Source organism: Asticcacaulis sp., from assembly GCF_035497195.1.
Classification (GTDB): domain Bacteria; phylum Pseudomonadota; class Alphaproteobacteria; order Caulobacterales; family Caulobacteraceae; genus Asticcacaulis.
Genome location: NZ_DATJDZ010000002.1, coordinates 73,832 through 100,548 on the forward strand (window position 1 = coordinate 73,832; position 26,717 = coordinate 100,548).

At 58.5% G+C, this 26,717-nt stretch carries 25 protein-coding genes; 11 read left to right on the forward strand and 14 right to left on the reverse strand.

From position 1 onward, the window contains the following. Nucleotides 1-34: 34 nt before the first annotated feature. The 8 genes from radA to VL130_RS00355 all read right to left on the reverse strand — a co-directional run bounded on the left by radA (nt 35) and on the right by VL130_RS00355 (nt 8,578). The gene (gene radA / locus VL130_RS00320; protein WP_325359868.1) at nt 35-1,405 is read right to left on the reverse strand and encodes a DNA repair protein RadA; all 1,371 of its coding nucleotides are present in this window, start codon (nt 1,403-1,405) and stop codon (nt 35-37) included. 64 nt (nt 1,406-1,469) lie between these two features. After that, the gene (locus VL130_RS00325) at nt 1,470-2,942 is read right to left on the reverse strand and encodes a replicative DNA helicase (protein WP_325359870.1); all 1,473 of its coding nucleotides are present in this window, start codon (nt 2,940-2,942) and stop codon (nt 1,470-1,472) included. Between the two features lie 239 nt (nt 2,943-3,181). Beyond that, complete coding sequence (locus VL130_RS00330) at nt 3,182-5,614, reverse strand: TonB-dependent receptor (protein ID WP_325359872.1); 2,433 nt, start codon at nt 5,612-5,614, stop codon at nt 3,182-3,184. A gap of 422 nt (nt 5,615-6,036) precedes the next feature. Continuing rightward, entirely contained in the window at nt 6,037-6,240 is a 204-nt protein-coding gene (locus tag VL130_RS00335; RefSeq protein WP_325359874.1) for a cold-shock protein, read from the reverse strand. Between the two features lie 362 nt (nt 6,241-6,602). Then, nucleotides 6,603-7,190 carry a 50S ribosomal protein L9 gene (rplI, locus tag VL130_RS00340; RefSeq protein ID WP_325359877.1) on the reverse strand — a complete coding sequence of 196 codons (588 nt, stop codon included), beginning with the start codon at nt 7,188-7,190 and terminating at the stop codon, nt 6,603-6,605. Nucleotides 7,191-7,202: 12 nt separating this feature from the next. Continuing rightward, nucleotides 7,203-7,484 (reverse strand): 30S ribosomal protein S18, encoded by a 282-nt coding sequence (gene rpsR, locus VL130_RS00345; RefSeq protein WP_325359881.1) that lies wholly within the window; start codon nt 7,482-7,484, stop codon nt 7,203-7,205. Between the two features lie 11 nt (nt 7,485-7,495). Continuing rightward, nucleotides 7,496-7,888, reverse strand: coding sequence for a 30S ribosomal protein S6 (gene rpsF, locus VL130_RS00350; protein WP_325359884.1), 393 nt, complete (start codon nt 7,886-7,888; stop codon nt 7,496-7,498). Between the two features lie 156 nt (nt 7,889-8,044). Further along, the gene (locus VL130_RS00355) at nt 8,045-8,578 is read right to left on the reverse strand and encodes a peroxiredoxin (protein WP_325359887.1); all 534 of its coding nucleotides are present in this window, start codon (nt 8,576-8,578) and stop codon (nt 8,045-8,047) included. Nucleotides 8,579-8,754: 176 nt separating this feature from the next. Here VL130_RS00355 and fabD point away from each other — a divergent pair, with 176 nt between their 5' ends. From fabD to gmk, 7 genes are all read left to right on the forward strand, one after another. Further along, a complete protein-coding gene (gene fabD / locus VL130_RS00360) occupies nt 8,755-9,702 on the forward strand; it encodes an ACP S-malonyltransferase (RefSeq protein WP_325359891.1) in 948 nt (315 codons plus the stop codon). Nucleotides 9,703-9,900: 198 nt separating this feature from the next. Then, nucleotides 9,901-10,641: a 3-oxoacyl-[acyl-carrier-protein] reductase gene (fabG, locus tag VL130_RS00365; protein WP_325359893.1), complete on the forward strand. Its 741-nt coding sequence runs from the start codon at nt 9,901-9,903 to the stop codon at nt 10,639-10,641. 178 nt (nt 10,642-10,819) lie between these two features. Further along, nucleotides 10,820-11,059, forward strand: a complete 240-nt coding sequence (locus VL130_RS00370; protein WP_018080029.1) for an acyl carrier protein — start codon at nt 10,820-10,822, stop codon at nt 11,057-11,059. 113 nt (nt 11,060-11,172) lie between these two features. Then, the gene (fabF, locus tag VL130_RS00375; RefSeq protein ID WP_325359898.1) at nt 11,173-12,459 is read left to right on the forward strand and encodes a beta-ketoacyl-ACP synthase II; all 1,287 of its coding nucleotides are present in this window, start codon (nt 11,173-11,175) and stop codon (nt 12,457-12,459) included. Nucleotides 12,460-12,506: 47 nt separating this feature from the next. Further along, nucleotides 12,507-13,568, forward strand: coding sequence for an endolytic transglycosylase MltG (gene mltG, locus VL130_RS00380; protein WP_325359903.1), 1,062 nt, complete (start codon nt 12,507-12,509; stop codon nt 13,566-13,568). A gap of 24 nt (nt 13,569-13,592) precedes the next feature. After that, the gene (locus tag VL130_RS00385) at nt 13,593-14,474 is read left to right on the forward strand and encodes a YicC/YloC family endoribonuclease (protein ID WP_325359905.1); all 882 of its coding nucleotides are present in this window, start codon (nt 13,593-13,595) and stop codon (nt 14,472-14,474) included. 3 nt (nt 14,475-14,477) lie between these two features. Further along, the gene (gmk, locus tag VL130_RS00390; RefSeq protein ID WP_325359907.1) at nt 14,478-15,134 is read left to right on the forward strand and encodes a guanylate kinase; all 657 of its coding nucleotides are present in this window, start codon (nt 14,478-14,480) and stop codon (nt 15,132-15,134) included. A 110-nt stretch (nt 15,135-15,244) separates the two neighbouring features. Here the strand turns inward: gmk and rsmA are convergent, their stop codons facing one another. From rsmA to VL130_RS00420, 6 genes are all read right to left on the reverse strand, one after another. After that, the gene (gene rsmA / locus VL130_RS00395) at nt 15,245-16,066 is read right to left on the reverse strand and encodes a 16S rRNA (adenine(1518)-N(6)/adenine(1519)-N(6))-dimethyltransferase RsmA (RefSeq protein WP_325359909.1); all 822 of its coding nucleotides are present in this window, start codon (nt 16,064-16,066) and stop codon (nt 15,245-15,247) included. Further along, entirely contained in the window at nt 16,063-17,037 is a 975-nt protein-coding gene (pdxA, locus tag VL130_RS00400; RefSeq protein ID WP_325360080.1) for a 4-hydroxythreonine-4-phosphate dehydrogenase PdxA, read from the reverse strand. Before pdxA ends, rsmA begins: the two co-directional genes overlap by 4 nt. A gap of 13 nt (nt 17,038-17,050) precedes the next feature. Then, nucleotides 17,051-18,388, reverse strand: a complete 1,338-nt coding sequence (locus VL130_RS00405) for a peptidylprolyl isomerase (protein WP_325359911.1) — start codon at nt 18,386-18,388, stop codon at nt 17,051-17,053. Nucleotides 18,389-18,446: 58 nt separating this feature from the next. Beyond that, nucleotides 18,447-21,068, reverse strand: a complete 2,622-nt coding sequence (locus VL130_RS00410) for an LPS-assembly protein LptD (protein ID WP_325359913.1) — start codon at nt 21,066-21,068, stop codon at nt 18,447-18,449. 154 nt (nt 21,069-21,222) lie between these two features. Further along, complete coding sequence (gene lptG / locus VL130_RS00415; protein ID WP_325359915.1) at nt 21,223-22,380, reverse strand: LPS export ABC transporter permease LptG; 1,158 nt, start codon at nt 22,378-22,380, stop codon at nt 21,223-21,225. A gap of 9 nt (nt 22,381-22,389) precedes the next feature. Then, entirely contained in the window at nt 22,390-23,526 is a 1,137-nt protein-coding gene (locus tag VL130_RS00420; protein ID WP_325359917.1) for an LptF/LptG family permease, read from the reverse strand. Between the two features lie 259 nt (nt 23,527-23,785). Here VL130_RS00420 and VL130_RS00425 point away from each other — a divergent pair, with 259 nt between their 5' ends. The 4 genes from VL130_RS00425 to VL130_RS00440 all read left to right on the forward strand — a co-directional run bounded on the left by VL130_RS00425 (nt 23,786) and on the right by VL130_RS00440 (nt 26,706). Beyond that, on the forward strand, nt 23,786-25,264 hold the full coding sequence (locus tag VL130_RS00425; protein ID WP_325359919.1) for a leucyl aminopeptidase: 1,479 nt from the start codon (nt 23,786-23,788) through the stop codon (nt 25,262-25,264). A gap of 11 nt (nt 25,265-25,275) precedes the next feature. Beyond that, entirely contained in the window at nt 25,276-25,725 is a 450-nt protein-coding gene (locus VL130_RS00430; protein ID WP_325359921.1) for a DNA polymerase III subunit chi, read from the forward strand. 173 nt (nt 25,726-25,898) lie between these two features. After that, nucleotides 25,899-26,099: a hypothetical protein gene (locus VL130_RS00435; protein WP_325359923.1), complete on the forward strand. Its 201-nt coding sequence runs from the start codon at nt 25,899-25,901 to the stop codon at nt 26,097-26,099. A gap of 142 nt (nt 26,100-26,241) precedes the next feature. Beyond that, a complete protein-coding gene (locus tag VL130_RS00440; protein WP_325359925.1) occupies nt 26,242-26,706 on the forward strand; it encodes a response regulator in 465 nt (154 codons plus the stop codon). Nucleotides 26,707-26,717: the final 11 nt, after the last annotated feature.

Below are 26,717 nucleotides of genomic sequence, written 5' to 3' on the forward strand. Positions count from 1 at the left end.
TAGACTTAACAACATGGGTTAACCCGCCGGGCGATTAGCCTTGCGGAAAAAGGCCCGTCACAGCGTCAACAAGAGTCGTAAAGCCGCGCACCTGGAGGGGCGCATTTTCGGCGACTGATTGCGCGGTTACAGCGCTTGAAAAGCCCAGCTTCAGGGCTTCTTTCAGGCGGCCTTCGGCGCGGGAAACCGAGCGGATATCACCGGACAGGCTGATCTCGCCAAAGACCACGCAATCACGTGGCAGGGGCACATCGGTCAGGGCGGAAACCAGAGCAAGCGCCGCGCAGAGATCGCCCGCCGGTTCGGATATGCGCAGGCCGCCGGCGACATTGAGGTAGACGTCCTTTTGGCCAAAGCCGACGCCGCAGCGCGATTCCAGTACGGCGAGGATCATGGCCAGGCGACCGGAATCCCAGCCGACCACGGCGCGGCGCGGGGTGCCATAGGCCGAGGGCGCAACCAGGGCCTGAACCTCAACGAGCACTGGACGGGAGCCTTCGATACCGGCGAAGACTGCCGAACCGGAGGCGCGCTCGTGGCCATCACCCAGGAACAGCGCGGACGGATTGGGCACTTCGCGCAGGCCGGAATCGCCCATCTCGAAGACGCCGATCTCGTCCGTGGCGCCGAAGCGGTTCTTGGTGCCGCGCAGGATACGGAACGGATAGCCGCGCTCACCTTCAAATGACAGGACGGCATCGACCATATGCTCGACGACGCGTGGACCGGCGATCTGTCCTTCCTTGGTGACGTGACCGACCATGATAATGGAGGTCGATTGCTTCTTGGCCAGCCTTACCAGTTCGCCGGCGCAGGCGCGGACCTGAGAGACTGAGCCTTGGGCGGCTTCGACCGCATCCGACCACAGGGTTTGAATGGAGTCGACAATAACGAGATCGAACTTCTCACGCTTCAAGGCTTCCAGAATCGTGCGCAGCGCGGTTTCGGCGGCAAGATCTACCGGCGCCTTGGACAGCCCCATACGCCCGGCCCGACCACGGATTTGCTCTACGGCTTCTTCACCGGAGATATAGGCGACTTTCAGGTTTTTCAATGCGGCGCTGGCGGCGACCTGCAACAGCAGGGTCGATTTGCCGACGCCGGGGTCGCCGGCGATCAGGATAGCCGAACCAGGCACCACACCGCCGCCGCAAACGCGATCGAACTCATCTATGCCCGTCACCATCCGAACGGGGATCGCATCCTCGCTCTCCAGGGTTTCAAACTGCATCTTGTTCAACCGGGATATTTTCCCGGCCGTTTCCGGCTTTAGCCCACCGGGCGGAGCACTATACGCCTCCTGCACCAGGGTGTTCCACTGGCCGCAGCCGCCGCACTGCCCCGCCCATTTATTATGGACATTGCCACAGGACTGACAGACATAGATGGCGGAATCGCGGGCCATGACACACTCATATGAAGTTATTTGTTCTTCATATGTTCTGATTTTTTAGCGATGTCAATAAAGACTATTCGTAGCTGCTCTCATATAGATGGCTGTTGGCCAGATTGCCGAAGCGCACTGTGTTGGCGTCAAACGAGAGCCGGACGGTGCCGATCGGACCGTGCCGCTGTTTGCCGATAATAACTTCGGCCATGCCACGGGTGCGATCCATCTCTTCCTGCCATGTCAGGTGCTCCGGCGAGCCTTCGCGCGGCTCGGCGCGGCCGAGATAGTAGCTTTCGCGGTAGACGAACATGACGATATCGGCGTCCTGTTCGATCGAGCCGGATTCACGCAGGTCGGACAGTTGCGGACGCTTGTCGTCGCGGCTTTCAACCTGACGCGACAACTGCGAGAGGGCGATGACCGGGATAGCCAGTTCCTTCGCCAGGGTTTTCAGGCCCATTGTGATGGTCGAAACTTCCTGCACACGGTTCATGGTGGAATCGCCGATGGTGACGAGCTGGAGGTAGTCGACGATCAGGCAATCAAGGCCGGCGGTGCGTTTGAGGCGGCGGGCGCGGGCGGTCAGCTTGGCCAGGGTGATGCCGCCGGTATCATCGATATACAGCGGGCAGGCACTGATCTCCATGGCCGCCTCCTTGATCTGCATGAACTCGCCCGGATTGATTTCGCCCTTGCGGATCTTGTCGGAGGGAACGCCCGACGCATCGGACAGCAGACGGCCGGCCAACTGGTCGGCGGACATTTCCAGCGAATAGAAGGCGACTATGCCGCCGCGCACCGTCTTGCGCGTACCGTCTGGCTGGGGTTCGTAAGCGAAATTCTTGGCGATATTCATGGCGATATTGGTCGCCAGGGCGGTTTTCCCCATCGAGGGGCGTCCGGCCAGGATGATCAGGTCGGACTTGTGCAGCCCGCCGATCTGCTTGTCGAGATCGACCAGGCCTGTGGATACACCGGCCAGACCGCCGTCACGGTGGAAAGCTTCCTCGGCATGTTGCAAGGCGCCGCTGACGGCATCGGAGAAGGAGACGAAGCCGGAGGAGGAGCCGCCGGTTTCGGCCATGGCAAAGAGCTGGGATTCCGCGGCTTCGATCTGTTCACGGGCATCCTTTTCCCCGACGGCGGATTTAGCAATTTCGCCGCCGAGGCGGATGAGGTCGCGGCGCAGGGCGAGGTCATAGATGACGCGGGCATAGTCGGAGGCATTGGCGGCCGGCGGGGCGCGATCGACGAGATCGGCGAAATAGCGGATACCGCCGAGATCCTGAAACGCCTGATCCGCCTTGAACTTATCCAGCAGGACAATAGGTTCCGCCAGGTGGCCGATGCGGATCTGCTCCTCGATCATGGCAAACAGGCGCTGATGGAACGGTTCGTAGAAATGACGCGGTTGCAGACCGTCATACAGGCGTTCGTAGGCGCCGTTATCGAACAGCAGGCAGCCCAGGAGGGCCTGTTCCGCTTCGAGATTGTGCGGAATGGTGGCTGGCGTTTCGGAAGCGGGGTGGGGTGGGGAGAGGGTATCGGGCATGGCGGTCATAAGCAGAGTTAAGACAGGAAAGGCAAGGGCTGTCCCGGCAGATTTTTCGACGGCTCACAGCTGTCCACTTAAGGCCAATTCACAGCCTGTGAACTGTGGGGATAGATTCGCCTGATCATAGCATGAAAAACCCCTCGCAGGCGAACCGGCGAGGGGCAAGATGGTCGTGCTAAACCGCAGAAATCACAACAAACACTGTTACAATTCCGGGTGAAGGGCCTGTGGCCCTTCTACCAGGTTTGGCTGAGCTTGGCGTAGAGGTAACGTCCGTTGAAGCCGAACGGCGAGAAGCGGGTGAAGGCGAGGGCGCCGACGCCGTTTCCGCTGGTGACGTTCAGATCGGCGCGGGTGGCGTTCGGATATTCGTCGAACAGATTGTCCGCGCCGAGGCTGATCGTGGTGCCGGTGCCAAAGCGATAGCTGGCTGACAGGTCGACGAGCGTGTGATCGCCGGAGTGGATGTCCTTTGCCTGAACAGCGTTGGGATCGATAACATCGCCATAATAGGTGGCGCGACCGTTGACGACCCAGTGACCAGCGTTCCAATCGACCCCGAAGGTGGCCTTATCTTCCGGCGACGAATTGGTCAGGATGACCTGACGAACGCGAGCGAAAAGAACCGGCTGGGGAGAGAGCGGCGAGTTGTTCAGGGCGTTCAGGCTATCGATCTCGGTCTCGTTGTGGTTATAGGCCAGCGAGAAGTTGAAACGGCCCAGGCGGTCGGTCGGGAGGCGATAATTGGCGACCAGATCGACGCCATTGGTGGTGGTGTCGGCGCCATTGATGAAGAAGCGGGCGGCAGACACGCCATAGGGCGCAAGCAAAGTGGCCACCTGGGGCGAGAAGCTGCTGGAGATATTTTCCGATAGCAGGATGCGGTCCTCGATCTTGATGCTGTAGGCATCGAGTGTCACTTCAAACGGTCCGCTGTGCCAGACGCCGCCCAGCGTATAGTTGGTCGACTTTTCCGGGTTCAGGGGTTCGGCGCCGAGGGCTGTGGCGACCGCGCTGGTGGCCGGGAAAGTACCGGTTTCGACGATCTTACCGACGCTGCCGCTGGTATCGAGGACGCTTGCCGTTGACGTAAAGTATTGCTGGGCCAGCGAAGGCGCGCGGAAGCCGGTCGAGACCGAGCCGCGCAGGGCGAAGCTGTCTGTCAGCTTGTAGCGCGCGGCCAGCTTGCCGGAAACATTATCGCCGAAATCGGAGTAGTTTTCAGCGCGAATGGCGGCGTCGAAGCTGAAGCGATCGGTGATATCGGCGGCGACATCGGCATAGATACCGACATTATTGCGGTCAACATCGACAACGTTGCTTGGCTGGAAGCCGCTGAAGCCCTGGGCGCCGGCCGACTTGGTTGTGTCGGAACCGAGCGCGTAAGAGGCGACTTCACCGGCCTTGATGGCATATTTTTCCTGGCGGGCTTCGAGGCCGAGCGCCAGGGTCAGGGGGCTGGCCCAGCCGGAGACGGCGAACGGACGGCTGATGTCGGCGTTGAAGACGGTCTGGTCGTATTTCAGTTGACCGTCATAGAAATCGCGTTGCGACGCCGTGCCGTAGGAAGGGTTGACGCTGTTGAGCGTGTAGTAGTCGAGCTTGTTGCCGCCGGCGCTTAAAGAGAAATCGCTGGTCCATTCGCCGATATTGCCGCGCGCACCGACGGTAGCCGAATAGTCTTTGGACTGGGCGTTGATGATCGGCAGGAAGCCAAACGGATAGATGGCGGCGATGTTGCCGCTGGAATTGGCGTGACGGAAGAAGGCCGCGCTCTTAGAATCAAGATTGGAGACACTGGCATTGCCGTAGAGCGTCCAGTTGTCGTTCAGCGGCTTGCCGGCATTGACGAAAACACTGGCGCTGAGTTGAGCCGGATCACCGTAACGACTGGTGACAACGGCCGGTGAGACGAGACCATCGATATCGCCGCGCGAGGTCGGAGCACGGTGGCGGGTTTCAGCCGAAATGGTCAGGAAACCGTCGGAACCAAGTGGCAGACCGATCCAGCCGGAGGCATTGGTTGTGCCGCCATCCGAGGCGTGACGCGAAGAATTGGCCGGGCTGACGTCGGTATCGTATTCACCGTAGGAAACGCTGACGCCGGCGCCATGATCGGCTTCGCGCAGATGCAGGTTGATGACGCCGGCGATGGCGTCGGAACCATATTGCGCCGATGCGCCGTCACGCAGGACTTCGAGGCGGTCAAGGGCGACTTCGGGGATGGCGTTGAGATCGACGGCCGAGGAGCCGCGGCCGGTCGAACCGTTGACATTGACCAAGGCTGAGGCGTGGCGGCGTTTGCCATCGACGAGCACGAGGGTCTGATCAGGTGACAGACCGCGCAGGGAGGCCGGACGGACATTGTCGGTGCCGTCAACGCCGGCGGGGCGCGGGAAGTTCAGGCTGGGGGCGACGCGCGACAGGGCTTGGGCCAATTCGGTCGAGCCCTGGGCTTGCAGGCTTTGGGCGGTGACGACATCGACCGGCGCCAGGGTGTCGAGACGCGAACGGCGACTGGCGCGCTGGCCGGTGACGACGATTTCGGTGGGTTGCTCATCTGCCGCCGGAGCGGCCTGATTGGCGTCCTGGGCGAAGGCGGCGGGCGCGAAGCCCGCCGCCAGGCTGAGGACAAGGGCGGTTGTCAGGTAAAGACGAGGATTGGACATGCGTAGGCTCCATTATTCGGTTCGGGTTCGACTTTAAGGCGATTTTCCGACTCGTGCGGTTGTGCTGAGCCACAATTGGTCGCATTCACGTCATATTTAAAGAGGGTGCGGCGCAATAAATCTTGCAATCTGACATTAGGAAAATTATTCAGCTTGGTTTGCTGACTTATAAAAATTCAATAAAAATATTTATAATTCAAATGGATATGTACAATTCTTTTGTTTGGCGAGTACGCAACGCTTACGCAATATTCGTGAATAAACGCTTTGTGTTGTAACCATTCGTGACTCAAAATCTACGCCATATTTGGCAAACAAATAGGCCGGCCATCGTCCTCACGCGAGTGGAAATGAAAAAACCCCCGAAAGCAGACGCTTTCAGGGGTTTTAAACTTTGAAATTTACAGGCCGCAGCCGATAAATTACGCGGTTTGCAGGTTGGCAGCCGAAGTCTTGCCCTTTTCAGTGACCAGCTCGTAAGTGATCTTCTGATTTTCGTTCAGGGTACGCAGACCGGCGCGCTCAACGGCCGAGATGTGAACGAACACGTCCGCACCGCCCGTATCGGGCTGAATGAAACCAAAACCTTTTGTGGGGTTGAACCACTTAACCGTACCAGTAGCCATGATGGCCTCCGTTGATGTATCGCACCTTCGTGCATGAAGAACGCATGGAATTACGCGAACTTTAAAATCCGAAAAAAGTGCGTCTTGGAAGCCTTGTAGGGCGGTCGTGCAAGTCAAACCTGAATCTCGAATGTGCTGACCATACCTGTTTTTCCGGTAAAAGCAAGACGGATCAGTCCGTTGCAATAAACACGCTGTGATCGCCATAAGAAAACCCCCGAAAGCAAGCTTCCGGGGGTAACTTAAGCATTTCAGCGCCAAAACCTATTGAGGTTTTGGCGGGCGCAAAGCGCGCCCGAGGCAGACCCTCAAGCAGCATAGCGGCAGGGCTTCGCAACATGGGCGAGGCCCTTATCGAAGCATCAAGCTTCGTAAGGCGCGTTCTGCATGGCTTCGCCGGCGCCGCCTTCGAGCATATCGGCCGCGGCTTCTTCAGCAGCGACGCGATCTTCTTCGAATTGCGCGGCGATGACGTTTTCGCCGGAGGCCTGACGTTCGGCTTCATCAGCCGAGCGGGCCACGTTGGCCGTGAGGGTCAGCGAGACTTCCGCGTGCAGGCGCACGGTGATGACGTGCAGGCCGAGCGTCTTAATCGGCGTATTCAGAACGATCTGATTACGCTCAACCTTGCCGCCGGCTTCAGCAACCGCGTCCGCGATGTCGCGGGCGTTGACCGAACCGTAGAGCTGACCGCTATCACCCGCCTGGCGGATGATGACATAGGTCGTGCCGTCCAGTTCCGAAGCCGATTTTTCGGCAGCTTCCTTGGTGGCATTGTTACGGGCGACGATCTGTTCCTTCTGGGCCTCGAAGACCTTCAGGTTAGCAGAGGTGGCGCGCAGGGCCTTGTGGCGGGGCAGGAGGTAATTACGGGCAAAGCCGTCCTTAACGCCAACCACATCGCCGATGGTGCCGAGATTTTCGACACGTTCAAGCAAAACAACTTTCATGATCTCTGTTCCTTACTTCACAACGTAGGGCAACAGGGCCAGGAAACGGGCGCGCTTGATGGCCTTGGCCAGTTCGCGTTGCTTCTTCTGGCTGACGGCCGTGATGCGCGAGGGGACGATCTTGCCGCGTTCCGAGATGTAACGTTGCAGGAGCTTGACGTCCTTATAGTCGATCTTCGGCGAACCAGCGCCGGAGAACGGGCACACCTTGCGGCGGCGGAAGAAAGGACGGCGGGCGGGACCGGAACCGACGGGTGCGCCGGGGGCGGTGGAGGCGATTGCGTCTTCAGACATCTGGTGCTCCCTTATTCTGCGAAGTCAGGTGTGCGTTCGGCACGTTCGGGACGGTCGGGGCGATCCGAGCGTTCCGGACGGTCACGGCGCGACAGGACGGGCGACAGTTCGAGGTCGAGTTCCTCGACGCGGACGGTCAGGAAGCGGATGACATCTTCGTTGATCGAAAGCTGGCGTTCCATTTCCTTGACGGCCGGGGCCGGGGCGTCGATGGCCAGCAAGGAATAGTGAGCCTTGCGGTTCTTCTTGACGCGATAGGTCAGGTTGCGCAAACCCCAATATTCGATCTTGGCGATGTGACCGCCGCCTTCTTCGATCAGGTTTTTGATGATGTCGTTAAGAGCTTCCGCTTGTTGAGGCGAAATATCTTGCCGTGCAAGCACGGTGTGTTCGTAAAAGGGCATGTGTATCCTCTTCCGTTGCTCCGGGTGGCGTCTTAGACCTACGGAAGTTCGGGTCAAGACGATGGATCGGACGTGACACGATGTCAGCCGACCACCCGGAAAGGAGCGCCCTCATAGATGAGGAACGCTCAAAAGGCAAGTAGTAAGGTGGAAGTCTTACTTTCCGGCGTTTACCGCTTTCAACAGCGTGCTGACGTGGGTTGAGGCATCGCCGCTGTCATGCACGAAGCTGATCTTTCCATCTGTACCGACCACATAGGAAATGCGGTTGGACATGTTCATCGTGCCCATTTGCGCGTCATAAGCCTTTGTGACGACCGCCTTGGTATCGGCGCCGACCGGGAACTTGCCCTGGCAGGATTCCTTGGAGAATCTTTTCAATGTATCGATATCGTCGGTTGATACGCCGACGACGGAGACATGCTTCGCCTGAAATTCGGGAATGGCCTCGGAAAACTGGTGCGCTTCAAGCGAGCAGCCACCGGTAAAGGCTTTCGGGTAGAAATAGACCACGACCGGACCGGATTTCAGCGCATCCTTAAGGGAAAACGTGCTAACCACGCCATCCTTGGCGACAGGAATGCTGAAGGCGGGTGCCGCGTCACCGACCTTCAGGGCGGCTAAGGCAGGGGCTGTGAGGCCAAGGGTGGCGACGAGCGCGGCGGTGAGGGCGAGAGCTGTTTTTTTCATGGATGTTTTCATTGGGGCGTATCTCCTGTTGAGCGGATGCTATGCCTTATACGCCCGATCGGCAAGATCGGTTACGCCTGGCTGGCAATAATGCAAAATTGCGCTGTCCGGCTTGCCCTTGGCCGCGGTTTGTCCTAACGCAATTGGCCATTTCAACGATACGAGGCCAGATCATCATGACATTAGCGTTTGTTTTTCCGGGACAGGGATCGCAAAGCGTCGGCATGGGCGCGGAGTTATATGGAACTTTCGCGGCCGCGCGGGAGGTGTTCGATGAGGTCGATGAGGCGCTCGGACAAAAGCTGTTCGCCATCATGCGCGACGGGCCTGAAGATCAACTGACCCTGACCGAAAACGCCCAGCCGGCGATTATGGCGGTGTCGGTCGCCGTGTCGCGCACCCTCGAAAAGGAATTCGGCATCACCACGGCTCAGGCCAAATATATTGCCGGTCACAGTCTTGGCGAATATTCGGCCCATGCGGCGGCGGGGACATTCTCGCTGGCCGATACGGCGCGTTTGCTGAAACTGCGCGGCCAGGCCATGCAGCGCGCCACGCCGCTCGGCGTCGGTGCCATGGCGGCCCTGATCGGCAAGGCGGATCTGGCTCTGGCCGAAGCCGCCTGCGAAGCCGGTTCGGCGGCGGGCGTGGTGGTCATCGCCAACGACAACAATGCCGGACAGATCGTTATCTCCGGTGTCAAGGCAGCGGTTGAACTGGCCGTTGAAAAGGCCAAGGAACTCGGCGCCAAGGGGATGTTGTTGAACGTTTCCGCACCTTTCCATTCGCCATTGATGGAGCCTGCCGCCGCAGAAATGCGCGAAGCCTTATCCAAAGTGACCATCAATGAGCCTGTTTCAATCCTCGTGGCCAATGTCACGGCCCGTCCGATTGGCGGCAAGGAGGAAATCGCCGATCTGCTGGTGCGTCAGGTCACGGGCCGTGTGCGCTGGCGCGAATCGGTGCAGTGGCTGGCGACCGAGGGTGGCGTTACCACTTTCGTTGAGCTGGGCGCCGGCAAGGTATTGACCGGCATGTCAAAGCGTATCGCGCCGGAAGCCAATTCCGTGGCGCTTAATAGTGCTGCCGATTTCGAGGCTTTTGCGGCCTCGCTTAAATTGTAGTTGTTGGAACCACGAATAAACACGAATAGATTTGTGAGCTTCGCTCATTTAAATTTGAGCGGATAGTGGCGCTTAACCTGGCCATTTTCATTCGTGTTTATTCGTGTCCATTCGTGGTTCAATTTCAAATCTGCTTGATCCCGTATGCGGTTTCGCTTAAACGCGCCGCCAGCAAACACCCTTTTTAAGGAAACGCTTATGTTCGAACTGACCGGAAAAACCGCCCTTGTCACCGGCGCGACCGGGGGGCTTGGCGCCGCTATCGCCCGTTCGCTGCACGCCCAGGGCGCCAAGGTGGTGCTTTCCGGCACGCGGGAAAGTGTTCTGGCCGAACTGGCCGCAGAGCTTGGGGAGGGGGCGTTTATCGCCGCCGCCAATCTCTCCGATTCCGCGCAAGTAGACGGTCTGGTCGCCAAGGCGGAAGAAGCCGCCGGTTCCGGCCTCGATATCCTGATCGCCAATGCCGGCATTACCCGCGACGGCCTGCTCCTGCGCATGAAGGATGAAGACTGGGAAACGGTCATCAAGGTCAATCTGGAAGCCTATTTCCGCCTGGCGCGCGCTGCCACCAAAGGCATGATGAAGCGCCGTTACGGTCGTATCATCGGTATCACCTCGGTGGTCGGCGTCACCGGCAATGCGGGGCAGACCAACTATGCGGCCTCGAAGGCGGGGATGATTGGTTTCTCCAAGGCCCTTGCACAAGAGGTTGGCAGCCGCAATATAACCGTCAACTGCATCGCTCCGGGTTTCATTGCCTCGCCCATGACGGACGAACTCAATGAGGCGCAAAGGGCCGCCATCCTGACCAAAATTCCGGCGGGCGCTTTGGGTGAAGGCAGCGACATCGCCGCGGCGGCCGTTTATCTGGCCAGCGCGGAAGCCGGTTACGTCACGGGACAAACCCTGCACGTCAACGGCGGCATGGCGATGATCTGAATATAACAGTCGGGAAAGCGCGTATTTGGTGAGCGTTTTCCCACTCTTGCTTCGGCCGGTGCTTTAAATGTCTTGAAACGCCGGTTTTATATGCCTACAAGACAAAACTGGATTCTATCCTCCCCTTGGGACCCTGCGGTCTCGGGTCCTGAGTTTATACTTTCTGAAGGGACAATAAATGTCTGAAGTTCTTGAACGTGTTCGTAAGATCGTGATCGACCATCTGGATGCAGATCCGGATAAGGTCACGGAAAAGGCGAGCTTTATCGACGATCTGGAAGCCGACAGCCTCGACATCGTTGAGCTGGTCATGGCTTTCGAAGAAGAATTCGATATCGAAATCCCTGATGACTCGGCTGAGCACATCTTGACCGTGGGCGACGCTGTTTCCTACATCGATGGTAAGCTGAAGTCCTAAGTCTAAAGACTTGCTTGAGCGCGGTTTCAGACTCCTGTTAAGGGGTTTGGCCGCGCTTAGTTGTATCCAGGTCTGGCCGGAAGTTGAAAGGCCAAATTGAAGGTTGATTGCCTATGGTTCGTCGCGTTGTAATTACCGGTCTCGGTCTGGTTTCACCCCTGGGTAACGGGGTCGAGATATCCTGGAAACGCCTGCTTGAAGGCAAGTCCGGCGCCGGTCCCATCACGGCTTTCGATACAACCGACTATGCCTGTACGGTGGCTTGTGAAGTGCCCAGCGTCGATGGACGCGGCGGCGGCGGCCCCGACATCGAAGGCTCGTTCGATCCCTCGCTGGTGCTTTCCAACAAGGAGCGCCGCAAGGTCGACGACTTTATTCTGTACGCCATTGCAGCGGCTGATGAAGCCCTGAAAGACGCCAACTGGCATCCCGAAAGCGAAGAAGACCAGGAGCGCACCGGCACCATGATCGGTTCCGGAATCGGCGGTCTCGGCATCATTGCTGAAACCGCGCTGGAACTGCGTGACAAGGGGCCGAAGCGGATTTCGCCCTTCTTTATCCCATCATCCCTGATCAACCTGGCTTCGGGGCAGGTATCGATTCGCCATAAGCTCAAGGGGCCGAACCATTCCGTCGTCACGGCCTGCGCTACCGGCGCCCATGCCATCGGTGACGCGGCGCGTTTGATCATGTTCGGTGACGCTGATGTCATGGTGGCCGGTGGCGCGGAATCAGCCATCGTGCCGGTTGGCATCGCTGGCTTTATCGCTTGCCGCGCCTTGTGTACCGCCTTTAACGATGCGCCTGAAAAGGCCTCGCGCCCCTATGACAAGGACCGCGATGGCTTCGTCATGGGCGAGGGCGCGGGCATCGTCGTTCTTGAAGAATATGAACACGCCAAGGCGCGCGGCGCGAAAATCTACGCCGAAGTCCTGGGCTATGGCCTGACTGGCGACGCCTATCATATCACCGCCCCTTCCGAGACCGGTGACGGCGGCTACCGCGCCATGGTGGCGGCCGCGAAAAATGGCAACATCGATCCGACGACGATCGATTATGTCAATTCGCACGGCACCTCGACCATGGCCGACGGCATCGAACTGAAGGCCATTGAAAAGTTCCTTGGCGCCCGCGCCGCCACCGGCACGGTGTCTTCCACCAAATCCGCTATCGGGCACTTGCTCGGCGGTGCCGGTGCGGTAGAAGCCATCTTCTGCGCCCTGGCCATCCGTGACCAGATCGCGCCGCCGACCATCAATCTCGACAATCCCGATGTCGATACGGTCGTTGATCTTGTGCCGCACAAGGCCAAGCCGATGAAGATCAAAAGGGTGCTTTCCAACAGCTTCGGCTTCGGCGGCACCAATGCCGCGCTGATCCTCGGTGCTGTCGACGAATGATCCGTATCACCGGCAAAGCATCGTCAGAAAAAGGGGGCACGTCACTTATGGCCCCTCTGGCGGGGCTTGCGGCTGGTCTGATGCTTTTGCTGATGTCCTGCGGAATGTTTTTCTATGCCCAGCTATATGGGCCGGGTCCGAAGACCGTAACACGCATTACGTTCGCCCACGGCATGAGCGTGACCGCTATGGGCCGTGAACTGGAAAAACAACACGTTATTCATTCGGCTTCGCTGTTCCGGATGGCAGCAAAATTCAGCGGCCAGCAGAATGCGATGAAGGCGGGCACCTATGAATTTCCGGCCGGTATTTCACTTGTCAACGCGCTGAAGCAGATCGAAGCCGGCCGGGTCGTCCAGACCTATATCACCATTCCCGAGGGCAAGACTTCGGCCCAGGCCGTTCGCATCCTGATGGCGACCAAGGACCTGACCGGCGATGTCGAGGTGCCGCCGGAAGGGGCTGTTCTGCCGGAAACCTATCTGTACCAGCCCGGCGAAACGCGCCAGGCAGTGCTTGAGCGTATGCTCGATGCCGGTCGTGATACGCTGGATGCCCTGTGGGCGAAGCGTGCGCCGGACCTGCCTTTTGCCACCAAGGAAGACGCCCTGATCATGGCGTCGATCGTCGAGCGTGAAACCAAACTGGCTGACGAACGGCCGCGTGTCGCTGCGGTCTTCATTAATCGCCTGCGCAGCGGTATCCGCCTGGGGTCTGATCCGACGGTCATCTACGGTATTTCGCATGGTGAACCGCTTGGCCGGGGCCTGACGCGCGAGGAACTGGATACGCTGACACCGTGGAATACCTATCTGATCGACAAGCTGCCGGTGACGCCGATCGCCAATCCTGGCAAGGCGTCGATCGCTGCTGTGCTCAATCCGGCCAAGACGAAGGACCTGTATTTCGTCGCCAATGGCACCGGCGGACATGTGTTCGCCGCCAGCTATGAAGAGCACCTGACCAATGTCGCCAAATGGCGCGCGATGGAGGCGCAGGTGAATGTTTACACGTCTTCAGCCACGGCCCCGGATGCAATGGTTGCCCCCTCCGTCGCCAAGGCGCCTGATGCGACGGCCAAACTTGTTCGTCTGAACGCCAAACGCTAATTTCCCCGTCTTCTGGAGACTCTGATGAGCCTGGCTAGCATGACCGGTTTTGCCCGTATCGAAGGCAGTTACGATAGCCTGACGTGGACGCTGGAAATGCGCAGCGTCAATGGCCGCGGCCTGGATATCAAATACCGTTTCCCGGCCGGTTTTGAAGCCGTGGAAAAGGCTGGCAGGGATCTGGCGAAAAGCCGCTTTCAGCGTGGGCAAATGAACCTGACCGTCTCGGTTGGCAGCGCTGCGGCGAAAACCGGCGTGACGCTTAACAAGGATGTGCTGGAGTTCTATCTTGAAGCCAGTCGTGCCCTGATCGACGCCGGCGAAGCGGTGATGCCTTCGGTGGACGGCCTGCTGGGCCTGCGTGGCGTGATCGAGGCCGCCGGTGATGAACGGGCTGACCTGGGCGGAGATGCCGAAGCCGCACTGGCGGCCGATCTGGCGGCGTTGTTCGATTGTTTGAAAGAGGCGCGTGAAAGCGAAGGCCGGGCGCTCGAAGGGATATTGAAAGGCCATCTGATCAGCATGGCGGCCTGCGTCGAACGCGCCAAAGCCCTGGCCGATCAGCAGGTCGAGGCGATCCGCGAGCGCTTCACCCGCCGCCTGAATGAATTGTTGCCGGAGGCGCAGGACTTCGAGGAGCGCGTACTGCAAGAGGCGGCGTTATTAGCCACCAAGGCCGATGTCCGCGAAGAACTGGACCGCCTGACCTCGCATCTCGATCAGGCGCACCAACTGATTGACAGTGAGACCGCGCCCGGCCGCAAACTCGACTTCCTGGCGCAGGAATTCATGCGTGAAGCCAATACCTTATGCTCGAAATCGGCCTTTATCGAATTGACCCAAACGGGGCTGGAGCTTAAAGCCGTGATCGATCAGTTCCGTGAACAAACGCAAAATGTGGAGTAGGCGATGCCGAATACCCAAAACCCCGGCACGCAGCGTATAAAACGCGGTCTTATGCTTATCGTCTCGTCGCCTTCCGGCGCCGGCAAGACCTCGCTTTGCCGCCGGCTGATGGCTGATCATGCCGATCTCGACCTGTCTACCTCCGTCACCACCCGCAAGCCGCGCCCCGGCGAGGTGGAGGGACGCGAATACCATTTTATCGACGATACGCACATGGATGAACTTGTGGCCGAGGACGCTTTCCTCGAACACGCCTCGGTGCATGATCATCGCTATGGTTCGTTGCGGGAACCGGTCGAACGCGCGCTGTCACAGGGCCAGAATGTGCTGTTCGATATTGATTGGCAGGGAGCGCAAAGAATCTCCGCCAAGGCCCCGTCGGACGTGGTGCGCATCTTTATTCTGCCGCCATCGATGGAAGAACTGAAGCGCCGGCTGATCGCCCGCGCGCAGGACGATATGACGGTCATCGAGCGCCGTCTGGCCCGCGCCAAGGGCGAGATTTCGCATTGGGCGGAGTACGATTATGTCATCCTCAATGACGATTTCGACCGTTCCTATGCCGAACTGATCCACATCTATCACGCCGAGGTCGCTCGCCGTTCGCGTGGCTTGTGGATTGCGCCGTTCGTCGATGAACTGATGTCTGAGCCTATCTAATGGAGTTTGGGGCCTGTGGCCCCAAGTCTTTCCCGATCAAAGAAAAAGCCTTGCCAATTTGGCAGGGCTTTTTTTGAATTGAAGATGCGGGGGCGCAGACCCCGCGCCCATTATAGAAGATATGCCATCCTTAGAAAATCCTGCGGTGAAATCTGTTCCGCGCGTTCGGTTGGCGTGATTCCGGCTTTTTCCAGCAGAGCTTCGCCGCCCAGTGGTTTCAAAGATGCACGCAGCATCTTTCGGCGCTGGCCAAAAGCGGCAGCCGTAACCTTTTCCAGGTTCTTGATAATCGCCTTGTCTGGGCGATCAGCCTTAGGCTTCAAATGAACCACAGCACTGTCGACCTTTGGCGGCGGCGTAAAGGCACGCGCCGGCAGGTCCATCAACTTCTCACAATCACATAGCACCTGCGCGATGACCGACAGGCGGCCGTAATCGTCATCCCCGACTGGCGCCACGACACGCAGCGCGACTTCAAGCTGGAACATCAGAGTCATTGATAGCGGCTGCCAGGGGCCGGTCAGCCATTTGATCAGCAGAGGGGTGCCTACATTATAGGGCAGGTTGGAGACGATGTGGGCAAGCGGCGGCAGGCCGCGATCCGTCAGAGCCGCTAGCTCATTCACCTTCATGGCATCGCCTTCGATGACCTCGAAACGGTTACCATAAACCACATTCAACTCACCGAGCAGATCAATAAAGCGGCTGTCCATCTCGACGGCAATGATCTTGCTCGCTTCAGTTTCCAACAGGGCGCGCGTCAGGCCGCCGGGGCCGGGGCCGACCTCGATGACCGCGTCGCCATCGAACGGACCGCCCAGGCGGACGATCTTGCGGGTAATGTTGAGATCAAGCAGGAAGTGCTGGCCGAAAGACTTCTTGGCCAGCAGTCCGTGGGCTTCAAGGCTTTCGCGCAGGCTGGGGAGGGTCATAAGAAGGCTCGATTACGACTGATGTCGTTGGCGGCACGAATGGCTGCCAGCAGGCTATCAACCCGCGCAATCCGCTTGCCGGCGATATTGAAGCCGGTGCCGTGGTCCGGCGAGGTGCGGACAATCGGCAGGCCGAGCGTGATATTGACACCGCCCCAGAAATCGAGCGTCTTCAAGGGAATCAGGCCCTGATCGTGATACAGGCAAAGCGCCGCGTCATAACCGGTGCGGGCCTCGTCATGAAACAGCGTATCCGCCGGAAATGGCCCGTGAATATCAATGCTTTCGTTTTGCAACTGATTAACCGCGGGCTTCAAAATGTCGATCTCCTCGCGGCCGATGGCGCCATCTTCGCCGGCGTGCGGATTCAGCCCGGCCATGACCAGGCGCGGCTGCGGGATAGCGAAGTCATGTATCAGCGCGGCATGTGTGATGCGGGCCAGTTCAACCAGCCCCTCAATCGACAAGGCGGCGGGCACAGCGCTCAACGGCGTATGGATGGTTGCCAGCACCACGCGCAGATCCTTTGCCGTCAGCATCATCACTGGCGTCGGCACGATATCGCCATCGCGGCATAGCTCAGCGAGATATTCGGTATGGCCGGGAAATTTGAATCCCGTGGCGTAAAGCACCGACTTGGCGATGGGGCAGGTGACCAGCGCCCGCGCCCGGCCATTGAGGCACAGATCGACGCCCGCCTTGATCCAGTCAATGATATGCGGCGCATGTAGACTGTCGGGCTTGCCGGCGATGACAGGCGCACTGAGCGGCATATCAAGCACCGGCAAGGCTTTGGCGAAATGCGCGGCAGTCTCTGAAATATCGGCCACACGCACGACCGGAACCCCTTGCGTGGCCAGCAAAGCAGCGTCGCCAAGCACGCAAAAGGCAAGACCAGTCTGATCTCTCAGACTGGTCCAGGCTTTCGCCGCAAGCTCCGGGCCGATCCCGCAAGGATCACCCAGGCTCATAACCAAAGGGGCGTTAGTGGTTTTCAATCGTCGCCGTACTTCTCAGTTCGCGCAGGTAACGGCGGCCCAGCATGGACAGGCGCTGATTGACCAGATTATTCTCGACCTGATCGCGGCTCAAGGCGTTGTCACCGGCCAGTTGGCGGTCGCAGACATAGAGCACGTCCATGTTCTGCGCATTGCGCAAGGGTTCGGTGACCTGATTGTTTTTCAGCGGGCGCAACGCATCGGCATAGTTGGTCAAAAGAGTTGAGAGTTGGGCGTCGCCCAGATCAGTGACCTGGACGCCGGCCGGTCCCTTGCCGTTCAGTTCGTCGAAAGCCTCGCAGCTATCGACGCGTGAACGGAAACTGGCCAGGGCGGCGTTCGCAGCGGCGACATCGGCCGGGCTGGCATTGGCGGGCAGGGGGACGGCGGCCTGTTTGATGCGGAAGACCATATCGGCATTGCCATCGGTCTTCTGGCGCAACAGATAGACGTAAACGCCATCCTTGGTGGGAATAGGCTCGCTCATTTCACCCGGTTTGAGCGATGTCAGCACGCTTTCAACCGCCGGATCGATATTGCCGGACACCAGCCAGCCAGCATCACCGCCATTGGCCGCCGAAGGGGCGTTGGAGAACTGGCGGGCAACGGCCTGGAAGGGCGCTACCTTATTGGCAATCTGCTCGCGCAATTGCTTGGCGCCCTGCAAGGCGTTGGCTGGGGAGCCGGCCGTGGTGTTGTCGATAAAGATTTCCGCCACGAGATATTGCGGCTTCTGGCCATCGGCGATGACCTTATCCATCAGGGAATCGACCTGGGCCGTGCCGACATTGGCGTTGGAGTGATAACGCCCGCCGACGAGCTGGTTCCAGCCCGATTCGGCGGCAATCTGCGCGCGCAAAGTAGCGGGCTCGACACCGACTCGCTTCAATTCGCTTAGAAGCTGGTCGGGTTTCAGGTTGCTTTGGGCGGCCATGCGGCCGATTTCTTCATCGATATCGGCATCGGTCACCTTGACCTTCCAGTGATCCATTTCCTGTTGTTGCAGGCGCTCGTCAATCAGGCTGTTCAGCGCCTGCTGCTGGAAGGACGCATAATTTTCCTGCGTTACCTGCACGCCGGAGGTGACGATCAACAGCAACATGCGCTGTTTCAGGTCGTAGGAGGTGATCATGTCGTTATTGACAGACGTCAGGATGCCTTCGCCCAGTGGTGGCAATTGCGGCGCCTGGGTATCGGGCGTCAGGGCCGGTTGCGAGGCGAGCGCGGCGTCGCCGGTATCCGGCGTTTGCGGGAAGCTTTGCGCGAAAGCGGCGGGCGCGCCGAGCGCCAGCACGAGAGTCAGGACGGGTGAAACCTTGGACATGAGGGAGCCGGAGGACAGAGGATTGGACATGTGCATCGTATGAAGGTTTGACCTGAAATTAGCGAACATCATTAAAGTTGGAAGGTGATGTTCCCAATGTGGTTAAGTTAAGGCGGAAGAATATCGAGGACGAAGGTTTATTGTTACGCGTCGTCAGGGCTGAGTTATTCTGCTGATAAACCAGCTCGAACCAACTGCAATCGTCACGATAGATCAGGCTGACCGTCGATTTACGCCAGGTATCCAGCACCATGTCACGGTCGAGGCGCGCCGAGACGCCCCAGTGGCTGGTGAAGAAGTGGCGGCCGTAAAGCTGGATATTGCGATAGTTGTCGCCGAATGTTTTCAGTTTGCCGGTAGAGGCGAGTGCTGTGCGCAGTGCTATCTGGTCAGCGGTGCTGCTGGTCAGCGGGTCTCCGAGCGCGTTGACACCGTAGTTGGACCGTATTTGTGTTTGGGTCAGGCGGTTATTGACGATGTAACGCAAGGTGGCCGTGGTGTTTTTGCGGATCGCCGTCAAGCCATATTCGCCCTGGCTCATTTTGCCGGTTTCGCCGTCAAAACGCAGGCGCGTATAACCGTTGAAACCTTTTGGTATTCTAAATCCGCCGGTCGCAATCCAATCGGAATTCTGGCTGCCCAAACCCGACGGATCGTAGGTATAGGTTTGTCCGGTGACCTTTACTGTCTTGAGGAATTGGCTTTCAACCTCATCGCGCAGGACGCGGCCGATAAGGCCGTCGACCTTCAGGCCGGAATTGAAGCGCAATTCGCCGCGCAGGCCCAGGCTCATACGTGCGCCGGCTTCATATATATCGAAGCCCGGAGATTTGTTGAAACTGAACAGGGTCGTTTCGTCAAACTCAAAGGACTGGCTGTCCTCTGTGGGCAGATAGGGGCTGACCTGTGCATCGGGTGACACCGCAAGCTGAGCGACCGGTTCAATGATCGCGGTAAAGCTTTTGAACTTGCGGTACATGGGATAGCTGATGTTCAAACCGGCCGTCGCCAGATCGCGCGACACTTCGTAGGAAGTGCCCGTCGTGTCGAGATCGCTGACCTTGTAATAATCGTGGCGCATGTCCACGAAAGGTCCCCATTTGATCCCGTTCCGGCTCGTCATGTCGCCGGTCCAGTTCAGGCCGGCGCTCACGCGATTGGTGTCATAGCCTGTCATCTCGTCGGACGCTTCCGGCGCACCTATATCAATGGCCCTCAGGCCCGCAACATTGCCAAGGCGCTTGTGATAGATACCGATAGCGTTGGCGGATAAGGTTAATTGACCACCCAGAATGCGGGATTTCGGTGACCAGTAAGCCTCGATCTGAGGGGCGATGACCGGAAAGAAATCGGAACTTGTGGCATAAGGCTGTAAGTTTGTGCCGTTATCGAGATAGCCGCCGACTTGCAGGCTTTGGAAATTCGCCATGGTCACGGCGAAATAGGCGTTCGAGGCTTGCCGCGTCATATTGAACTGATTGATCAGTTGGCGGGAATCGACGGACAGGTCGCCGACCTGATCGAAGGCGCCGTCAATATTGTAGCGTTCGAAGAAATTGGCGTAGTCGCCTTTGGTGCTTCCGCTTTCATCCTTCACATGCTGGGCGGTGAAGTTCCAGCGCCAGTTATCGTTGATCTTGAAAGCGCCGTCGGCCAGCAGATATTCGCGGGTGGCGGAAGCGCCGTGGCGGTCGCCGTCATTGTCGAAAAAAGCTTCGTTGGTGAAGCCGCCGCGCAGATGCAGCGTGCCTGAGTAGAACCGGCGCTGATAATCGAGGTTAAGCAGCGGGTTGACGCTGGCGTTCAACTGCGGGCTGATAATCAGATACTGGTAAGGTGAGATCGACCACAGATAGGGTTGTTCATACGAAAAACCGCGCTTTTCGTCAGCCGAAATCTTTGGCGGCAGGAAGCCCGAAGCCCGGTCAAGCTCCGGATCTGGCGTCCAGAGATAGGGTGTATAAAGAACCGGCACGCCTTTGATTTTCACCACAGCGTTATTGTAAAAGACCATCTTCTTGTCTTTACGCTGAGTGATCTTGCTGGCCTCGATCGACCAGGTGGGATTTTGCGTTTCGCCGTTTTTCACGCAGAGCGCGCAAGGGGTGTAGATGACATTGGTGAGGCGGTTGATATCCGGGCTTACCTGCTCCAGGCGGCGGGCGAACACCTTGCTGTTGTCCCGGCCGATCGAGGCGAAATTCTCGCTGTAGCCCGACTGCATATTGTCGTCATAGGTAATCCGGTCGGAAAACTGCACGCTGCCGTCTTCGTTTAGCGTCTGGGTATGGCCTTCGGCCGTGGTGACGCCGGTGGCGGAATTAGAAGTCACCTTGTCGGCGCGAATGGTCCGGCCATTCTGGCGCAATTCGACGCTGCCGGTGGCGGTGATGACATCATCCTCACTGTTGGTGACCTTATCGGCTTCGAGATAGGATGTGCCCTTTGTCAGGCCGTCGGTGCCCGGTGTGGTTTCCGTGCGCACGATTTTTGGCATGGGCTTGGCGTCGGCGTAGGGCGGTCGGGTTTCGGCGGCGGTAGGCGCTGCCGGCACGGGGGGGGGCTGGTCCGCCTCATTTTGCGCCATAGCGTGGTTGCACCCGGCGCTCATGGCGATCAGGGTGATCAGCCCCACACCGAGCCTGCCCGCTTCCAGCTTGTAAGAATAGCGCTTAATCATCGCCTGCCGTATCAGTCCTGTAGCCAAAATCAAAATTGCCGAACGCAGGCAAGATCTGCCGTGCTCGTTCATATAACATAGCCGGTGCAGAAACCGACCAAAAAGACATGCCTTATCGAGCCAAATCGAATCACGTCATGCAAGCTTAACCCGTTTAACCGTCTTCTGTGTAAACGATCAGGGTTGTGGCAACCAGCATGGCGAGGATCGCCGGTGACCAGCCCGCCATAAAGATCGGGATGACGCCGGCCTTGCCCATGCTGGAAAACAACTGGTTGACGAAGAAAATGACGAAACCAAGGCTGATGCCGGAAATAACCAGGCCGGTTACGCCACCGAGGCGCATCAGGCGCAGGCTGAAAACGGCGCCCAGCGCGGTCATGGCGGCGAACATCAGGGGCGTTGACAGAAGCTGGTGCAGTTTCAACTCATAAAGGGCGGTTGAGAAACCGGATATGCGGTTCTGGTGAATCAGACCAGGGAGGCGCCAAAAGGGGACGCTCTGAGTCGAGGCATATTTCTTGAAAGCCTTCTGCGGGTCGAGATTGGATGGCATGGTCAACACATCATAGGGCGCAGTCGGCGGACCAGTTACAGTTGCTTCCTGAGCGTTGCGCAGTTGCCAGTAACCCGGTCGCAAGGTGGCTTCCTGCGCGTCGATCCGCTTGCGAAATACGGGCGTTTCCTTGGCGTCGATATCGTAAATCCAGAAGGTGACGCCTTTCAGGTGGCCGATGATATTATCCTGGCTGGCGGCGCGAATAACGATCTGCTGCTTGCCGTCGCCCTGGCGCAGATAGATGGCGCCGTTTGCCGGCCCTTGAGGCGGCGCATCCGCCTGATCAAGCCTGGCCGTCACGCGTTCGTAATGGTCGTTGAGAAGGGAGGCGATCGGATTGAGCAGGCCGATGGTCAGCAGACCGAAGGCGAAGGCCATGATGGCGGCGGGCATAACAAAGCGCCAGGCCGAAACACCGGCGGCGCGCATGGCGATCAGTTCACTGCGGCGATTGAGGTTCACGAAGGCGAACAGGGCGCCGAACAGGAAGGCGAAGGGGAGCAGGACCAGGATGGAACCTGGCGATTTTTCCAGCATCAGCCCGATGACGGACAGGCCGGATACGTCGGCCTTGGCGCCAAGGGTTTTGGAAATGCCGACATATTCGATCAGGAAGATCAATGCAGCGACGATCATCAGCGCCGACACGAAGGCGGAAATGCAGGTCTGGAGAATATAGGTTTCCAGCCGGCTTTTGCGCCAGGGGTTGAGATAAACGAGATTGTCGAGGAACTGTGGTCTGCTCAGGTTCATGGCGTCCTCCTACAATGGCCGAAGGGCGGTTTTGGCCTGCATCGCTTGGGGGCGCAGGCTTATGGTCCGACCGTCATGTTTGCGGATCAGGCGCAGGCTGATGATGACCGGGATCATAGGCACGACATATTGCAGGATATTGAGTATCCAGGCCGAGGCGCTGGCGGTTTCAACCACCACGCCGAATATGCGCGTGGCGCCGGCGGCCGCGGCGGCGATGGCGATTCGTTTGGCGTAGCCATTGCGGCTGAAACGGCCACCGAGCACACTGACGATGGCCAGCATGACAAAGGCCAGGTTGTAGAGCGGATTGGCTACGCGGGCATTGGCCTCGGCGTAATATTTCTGCCAGACGGACTTTTCATAATCATAGCGAACCGGGAAGATGAGTTCGCGCATATAGCGGTCGCCTTCCTTGTATTGCAGGTAGTCGTCGCTGGTGAAGTACGAGGTGATGTCGAAGCTGTATTCATCCCAGGTCAGGTGGTCGAGCACGCCCTTGCCGGACAGTTGCTGGTTCGAACCGTTGCGCATGATCAGCACGGAACTGCCGTCTATTTTCTTGATTCGCCCCTCACGGGCGGCGTAGGTCTGGTCCTTGCCGTCCGGCTCGTCTGTGCGGATGAATATCTGCCGCAGCAGGCCGTTCTGGTCGATTTTCTGAACATAGATGGTCAGCCCTGATTCGGAGGTCGAGAAGTCGCCTTCCTTGACCAGGCTGGAGATCAGGTCGTTCTTGACGTTGAAAAGCTCCTGCCGCATGGCGCGGTTGGTCAGGGGCTGGATGAACAGGTTCACCATCAGACTGATCAGGGTGAAATAGATAGCGATGCGCAGGATCGGGTAGGCGACGCGCATCAGTGACATGCCGCTGGCGTAGGCCGCGGTGAATTCATGTTCGCCCTGCATCCGGGTCAAGGCCACAAGCGTGCCGACGAACAGGGCGATAGGGAAAATCAGACCGGCCAGTTGCGGCAGGGACAGCAGGGTGATCTTGATAAAGGTCCAGGCGTTCTGACCGCGCTCAACCACCAGGTCGAATTGAGTCAGTGATTGGCTGAGGAGGGCAATGGCCGTCAATGCCGCCACGGCGCCGCCAACCGGCAAGATCAGTTGGCGGAATATGTAACGGTCAAGTGTGCGCATATTTCAGGTTAACTCGTCAAATGCCGTGTTTGCGTCCTCTTTTGACCGCTTCCGGCGTTAATTACAAGCTGTTGCATGGTGCCATGCAAAAAAATTGAACACTTATGTACAGTTCGGCAAAGAAACCTCGAACAAGCCTTGGGTAACCCGTAAATACGGTAACAAAAAAGTTGCAAAAAACACTTCTGTCGGCCGGTAAAAAGGGGCATAGGGCTTAGTCTGCCGCCGTCTCAGGACGGCCACTGCTTCGGAGGACTTCATGCCGCAACCTGCCATTACGCTCGCCACCACACCTGCCGCCAAGACCTGCCTGGCGCTCATACTGGGCGAAGGTGAGGGCGTCAGCGCCGGTTTCGCCAAACTGGCGCCGGCGGCCATCGAAGAGGTAAAGGCCACGCTTTCGGCCTTAGGATTCAAGGGCGCGCGTGGCAAGGCACAACTGCTCAGCCGCCCCAACGGTGCTGACGCCGTGGCGCTGGCGGTGACCGGCGGCGGCGATCTCGCCAAGCTCGACAATGCCGGCATGGAAACAATCGCCGCCAGCCTCTATCATGCGGTGAAAGCCGCCGGCTTTGAAGGCCTTAGCTTCGACCTGACAGGCTTTACGCCGGACCTTGTGGCGCGGGCGCTGCTCGCTTTTCATCTGGCCGCCTACCGCTTCGATAAATATTTCGGCCAGGCCAAGCTGGACAAAGCGCCGACACTGAAAAGCATCACCATTGTCTGTGACGATATCAAGGCAGCGGAAGCGGCATTCGCACCGTTGGCGGCTTTGCGTGACGGCATCCTGTTCGCTCGCGACCTGGTGTCGGAACCGGCCAATGTCCTCTATCCGCAGTCCTATGCCGATCGCGTCAAGGCGCTCGAATCGACAGGGCTGAAGGTCGAGGTGCTCGGCGTGGCGGAAATGGAAAAGCTCGGCATGCACTCCCTGCTTGGCGTGGGCCTCGGCAGCCGCAAGGAACCGAAGCTGGTGATCATGCAATGGCAGGGGGCGGGGAAAGCGCAGCCCGTCGCTTTTGTCGGCAAGGGCGTAACCTTCGATACCGGCGGCATTTCGATCAAGCCGGCCGAGGGCATGGAAGACATGAAATGGGACATGGGCGGTTCGGCCGCCGTGGTCGGCGCCATGATCGCCCTGGCCAGCCGTCAGGCAAAGGTCAATGCGGTCGGCATCATCGGCCTGGTCGAAAATATGCCGGACGGCAACGCGCAACGCCCCGGAGATGTGGTGAAAGCGATGTCCGGCACCACGATCGAGGTGATCAACACTGACGCCGAAGGCCGGCTCGTTCTGGCCGACGCCCTGTGGTATTGTCAGGATCGCTTCAAACCGCAGTTCATGATCGATTTGGCGACGCTTACCGGCGCCATGATCATCGCGCTCGGCATGGATTATGCCGGTGTTTTCAGTAACAACGACGAACTGGCTGAGAGAATAGGTGAGGCGTCGAAAGCCGCCGGCGAAAACACCTGGCGGATGCCACTGCCGCCGCAATATGAAAAACAGATCGATTCGAAAATCGCCGACATCCGCAATATCGGTGGCCGTCCGGCGGGGTCGATCACTGCGGCGCTGTTCCTGCAACGCTTCGTCAATAATGTGCCGTGGGCGCATATGGATATCGCGCCGGTCGCCTGGACCAATGAGCAACGTATCCCGACCGTGCCCGAAGGCGCCACCGGTTTTGGGGTACGCACGCTGACGCAACTGGTCGAGCGTTTCTACGAACAATAGGCCCGTTCCATATGCCGGATATCTGGTTTTATCACCTTGAAAAGACGCCCTTGCCGCAGGTCCTGCCCGATCTGCTGGAAAAGGTCGTGCAAAAAGGCTGGCGCGCCTATGTTCACGGCCATGACGATGACAAGATTGACGTTCTGAATAGCCAGTTATGGAGCTATAATTCAGCGTCTTTTCTGGCACATGACCGCGAAGGGGATGAACTGGCGTCACGCCAGCCGGTCCTGCTCGGCACGTCGGGTGATATGGTCAACAGTCCGGAGGTTTACGTTTCGGTCGCACCGGTGGATTTTCCGGATATCTCTGGTTTACAGAGGGGCCTCGTTGTTTTCGAGGGCGCGGATGATGAACATCTCGGCTGGGCGCGCCAGCAATGGAAACGATTAAAAGGCGAGGGCGCCGATCTCGCCTACTGGAAACAGAATACACAAGGCCGTTGGGAGAAGATGCAATGAAGAAATTACATGAACGTGGTGCTCTTTTTGCCTTATTTTTCTTGACTTTGGCTTCCTGCACATCGGCACCGGAAGCGCCTGTGGCGCCCGCGCCGCGCCCGGCACCACAGGCACCCGTATATCATCCGCCTGTCAGCCGGCCCGCGCCGCCACCGCCGGCCGCTTACCGGCCCATGGCCGACGATCAATGCGGCGCCAGCGCCTTGCAGGGGCTTGTTGGCAAGCCCCGTACCGAAATTCCCGTTCCGCTCGATCCGGGCAAGCGCCGCGTGGTGTGTTCGAGCTGCATCGTGACGCAGGAATACCGTTCCGATCGCCAGACGATTGTCTTCAACAGCGAGACCGGCATTATTGAATCGGTTAAATGCGGGTAACGCTGATTTGCTGTTTTATATGCTATTTCAGTTGGTCAGCGGCCAGTCTTGATGCTACCTTGAGTTAAGTGAAGAGACGAATCGACGGTATTCCGGGGCGGCCCATCGCCCATACCCACCCAAACGATCGGGTCTTGAACGCATGGATAAAAAGCTCATAGGCGACGGAAGGCCGGCGGAAATTCTGCTGGTGGACGATAATCGCGGTGACGCCCTGCTCGCCGCCCATGCTTTTAAAGAAGCGCATGTCGAAGCCAATCTGACGGTCGCCTCCACAGGTGAGATGGCGCTGGCCATGCTGGCGCAGGAAGGGGATTATCGTGGCAAGCGGTTGCCCGACCTGATCATGCTGGACCTGGGTCTGCCCAAGATGAGCGGCGTGGAGGTCTTGAGCCGCATCAAAAGCGATTTGCGTTCCAGGCACATTCCCGTGATTGTGATGTCAAATTCCGGCGCTGGCAGTAATATCCTGAAAAGTTATCAGCTTCACGCCAATGCCTATGTCATCAAGCCCGTCGATCTGGCTAAATTCCGTGAAGCAATTGCATTGATCGAACAGTTTTTTTTCCTTCTGGCCTGCGTGCCTTCCCAGAACATAGACGCATAAGGAGGACGTGC

Excerpts from the sequence above, each read along its gene's own strand:
- radA (WP_325359868.1), bottom strand. The coding sequence starts at position 1,405 with ATGGCCCGCGATTCCGCCATCTATGTCTGTCAGTCCTGTGGCAATGTC.
- VL130_RS00325 (WP_325359870.1), bottom strand. The coding sequence starts at position 2,942 with ATGCCCGATACCCTCTCCCCACCCCACCCCGCTTCCGAAACGCCAGCC.
- VL130_RS00330 (WP_325359872.1), bottom strand. The coding sequence starts at position 5,614 with ATGTCCAATCCTCGTCTTTACCTGACAACCGCCCTTGTCCTCAGCCTG.
- VL130_RS00335 (WP_325359874.1), bottom strand. The coding sequence starts at position 6,240 with ATGGCTACTGGTACGGTTAAGTGGTTCAACCCCACAAAAGGTTTTGGT.
- rplI (WP_325359877.1), bottom strand. The coding sequence starts at position 7,190 with ATGAAAGTTGTTTTGCTTGAACGTGTCGAAAATCTCGGCACCATCGGC.
- rpsR (WP_325359881.1), bottom strand. The coding sequence starts at position 7,484 with ATGTCTGAAGACGCAATCGCCTCCACCGCCCCCGGCGCACCCGTCGGT.
- rpsF (WP_325359884.1), bottom strand. The coding sequence starts at position 7,888 with ATGCCCTTTTACGAACACACCGTGCTTGCACGGCAAGATATTTCGCCT.
- VL130_RS00355 (WP_325359887.1), bottom strand. The coding sequence starts at position 8,578 with ATGAAAAAAACAGCTCTCGCCCTCACCGCCGCGCTCGTCGCCACCCTT.
- fabD (WP_325359891.1), top strand. The coding sequence starts at position 8,755 with ATGACATTAGCGTTTGTTTTTCCGGGACAGGGATCGCAAAGCGTCGGC.
- fabG (WP_325359893.1), top strand. The coding sequence starts at position 9,901 with ATGTTCGAACTGACCGGAAAAACCGCCCTTGTCACCGGCGCGACCGGG.
- VL130_RS00370 (WP_018080029.1), top strand. The coding sequence starts at position 10,820 with ATGTCTGAAGTTCTTGAACGTGTTCGTAAGATCGTGATCGACCATCTG.
- fabF (WP_325359898.1), top strand. The coding sequence starts at position 11,173 with ATGGTTCGTCGCGTTGTAATTACCGGTCTCGGTCTGGTTTCACCCCTG.
- mltG (WP_325359903.1), top strand. The coding sequence starts at position 12,507 with ATGGCCCCTCTGGCGGGGCTTGCGGCTGGTCTGATGCTTTTGCTGATG.
- VL130_RS00385 (WP_325359905.1), top strand. The coding sequence starts at position 13,593 with ATGAGCCTGGCTAGCATGACCGGTTTTGCCCGTATCGAAGGCAGTTAC.
- gmk (WP_325359907.1), top strand. The coding sequence starts at position 14,478 with ATGCCGAATACCCAAAACCCCGGCACGCAGCGTATAAAACGCGGTCTT.
- rsmA (WP_325359909.1), bottom strand. The coding sequence starts at position 16,066 with ATGACCCTCCCCAGCCTGCGCGAAAGCCTTGAAGCCCACGGACTGCTG.
- pdxA (WP_325360080.1), bottom strand. The coding sequence starts at position 17,037 with ATGAGCCTGGGTGATCCTTGCGGGATCGGCCCGGAGCTTGCGGCGAAA.
- VL130_RS00405 (WP_325359911.1), bottom strand. The coding sequence starts at position 18,388 with ATGTCCAAGGTTTCACCCGTCCTGACTCTCGTGCTGGCGCTCGGCGCG.
- VL130_RS00410 (WP_325359913.1), bottom strand. The coding sequence starts at position 21,068 with ATGATTAAGCGCTATTCTTACAAGCTGGAAGCGGGCAGGCTCGGTGTG.
- lptG (WP_325359915.1), bottom strand. The coding sequence starts at position 22,380 with ATGAACCTGAGCAGACCACAGTTCCTCGACAATCTCGTTTATCTCAAC.
- VL130_RS00420 (WP_325359917.1), bottom strand. The coding sequence starts at position 23,526 with ATGCGCACACTTGACCGTTACATATTCCGCCAACTGATCTTGCCGGTT.
- VL130_RS00425 (WP_325359919.1), top strand. The coding sequence starts at position 23,786 with ATGCCGCAACCTGCCATTACGCTCGCCACCACACCTGCCGCCAAGACC.
- VL130_RS00430 (WP_325359921.1), top strand. The coding sequence starts at position 25,276 with ATGCCGGATATCTGGTTTTATCACCTTGAAAAGACGCCCTTGCCGCAG.
- VL130_RS00435 (WP_325359923.1), top strand. The coding sequence starts at position 25,899 with ATGGCCGACGATCAATGCGGCGCCAGCGCCTTGCAGGGGCTTGTTGGC.
- VL130_RS00440 (WP_325359925.1), top strand. The coding sequence starts at position 26,242 with ATGGATAAAAAGCTCATAGGCGACGGAAGGCCGGCGGAAATTCTGCTG.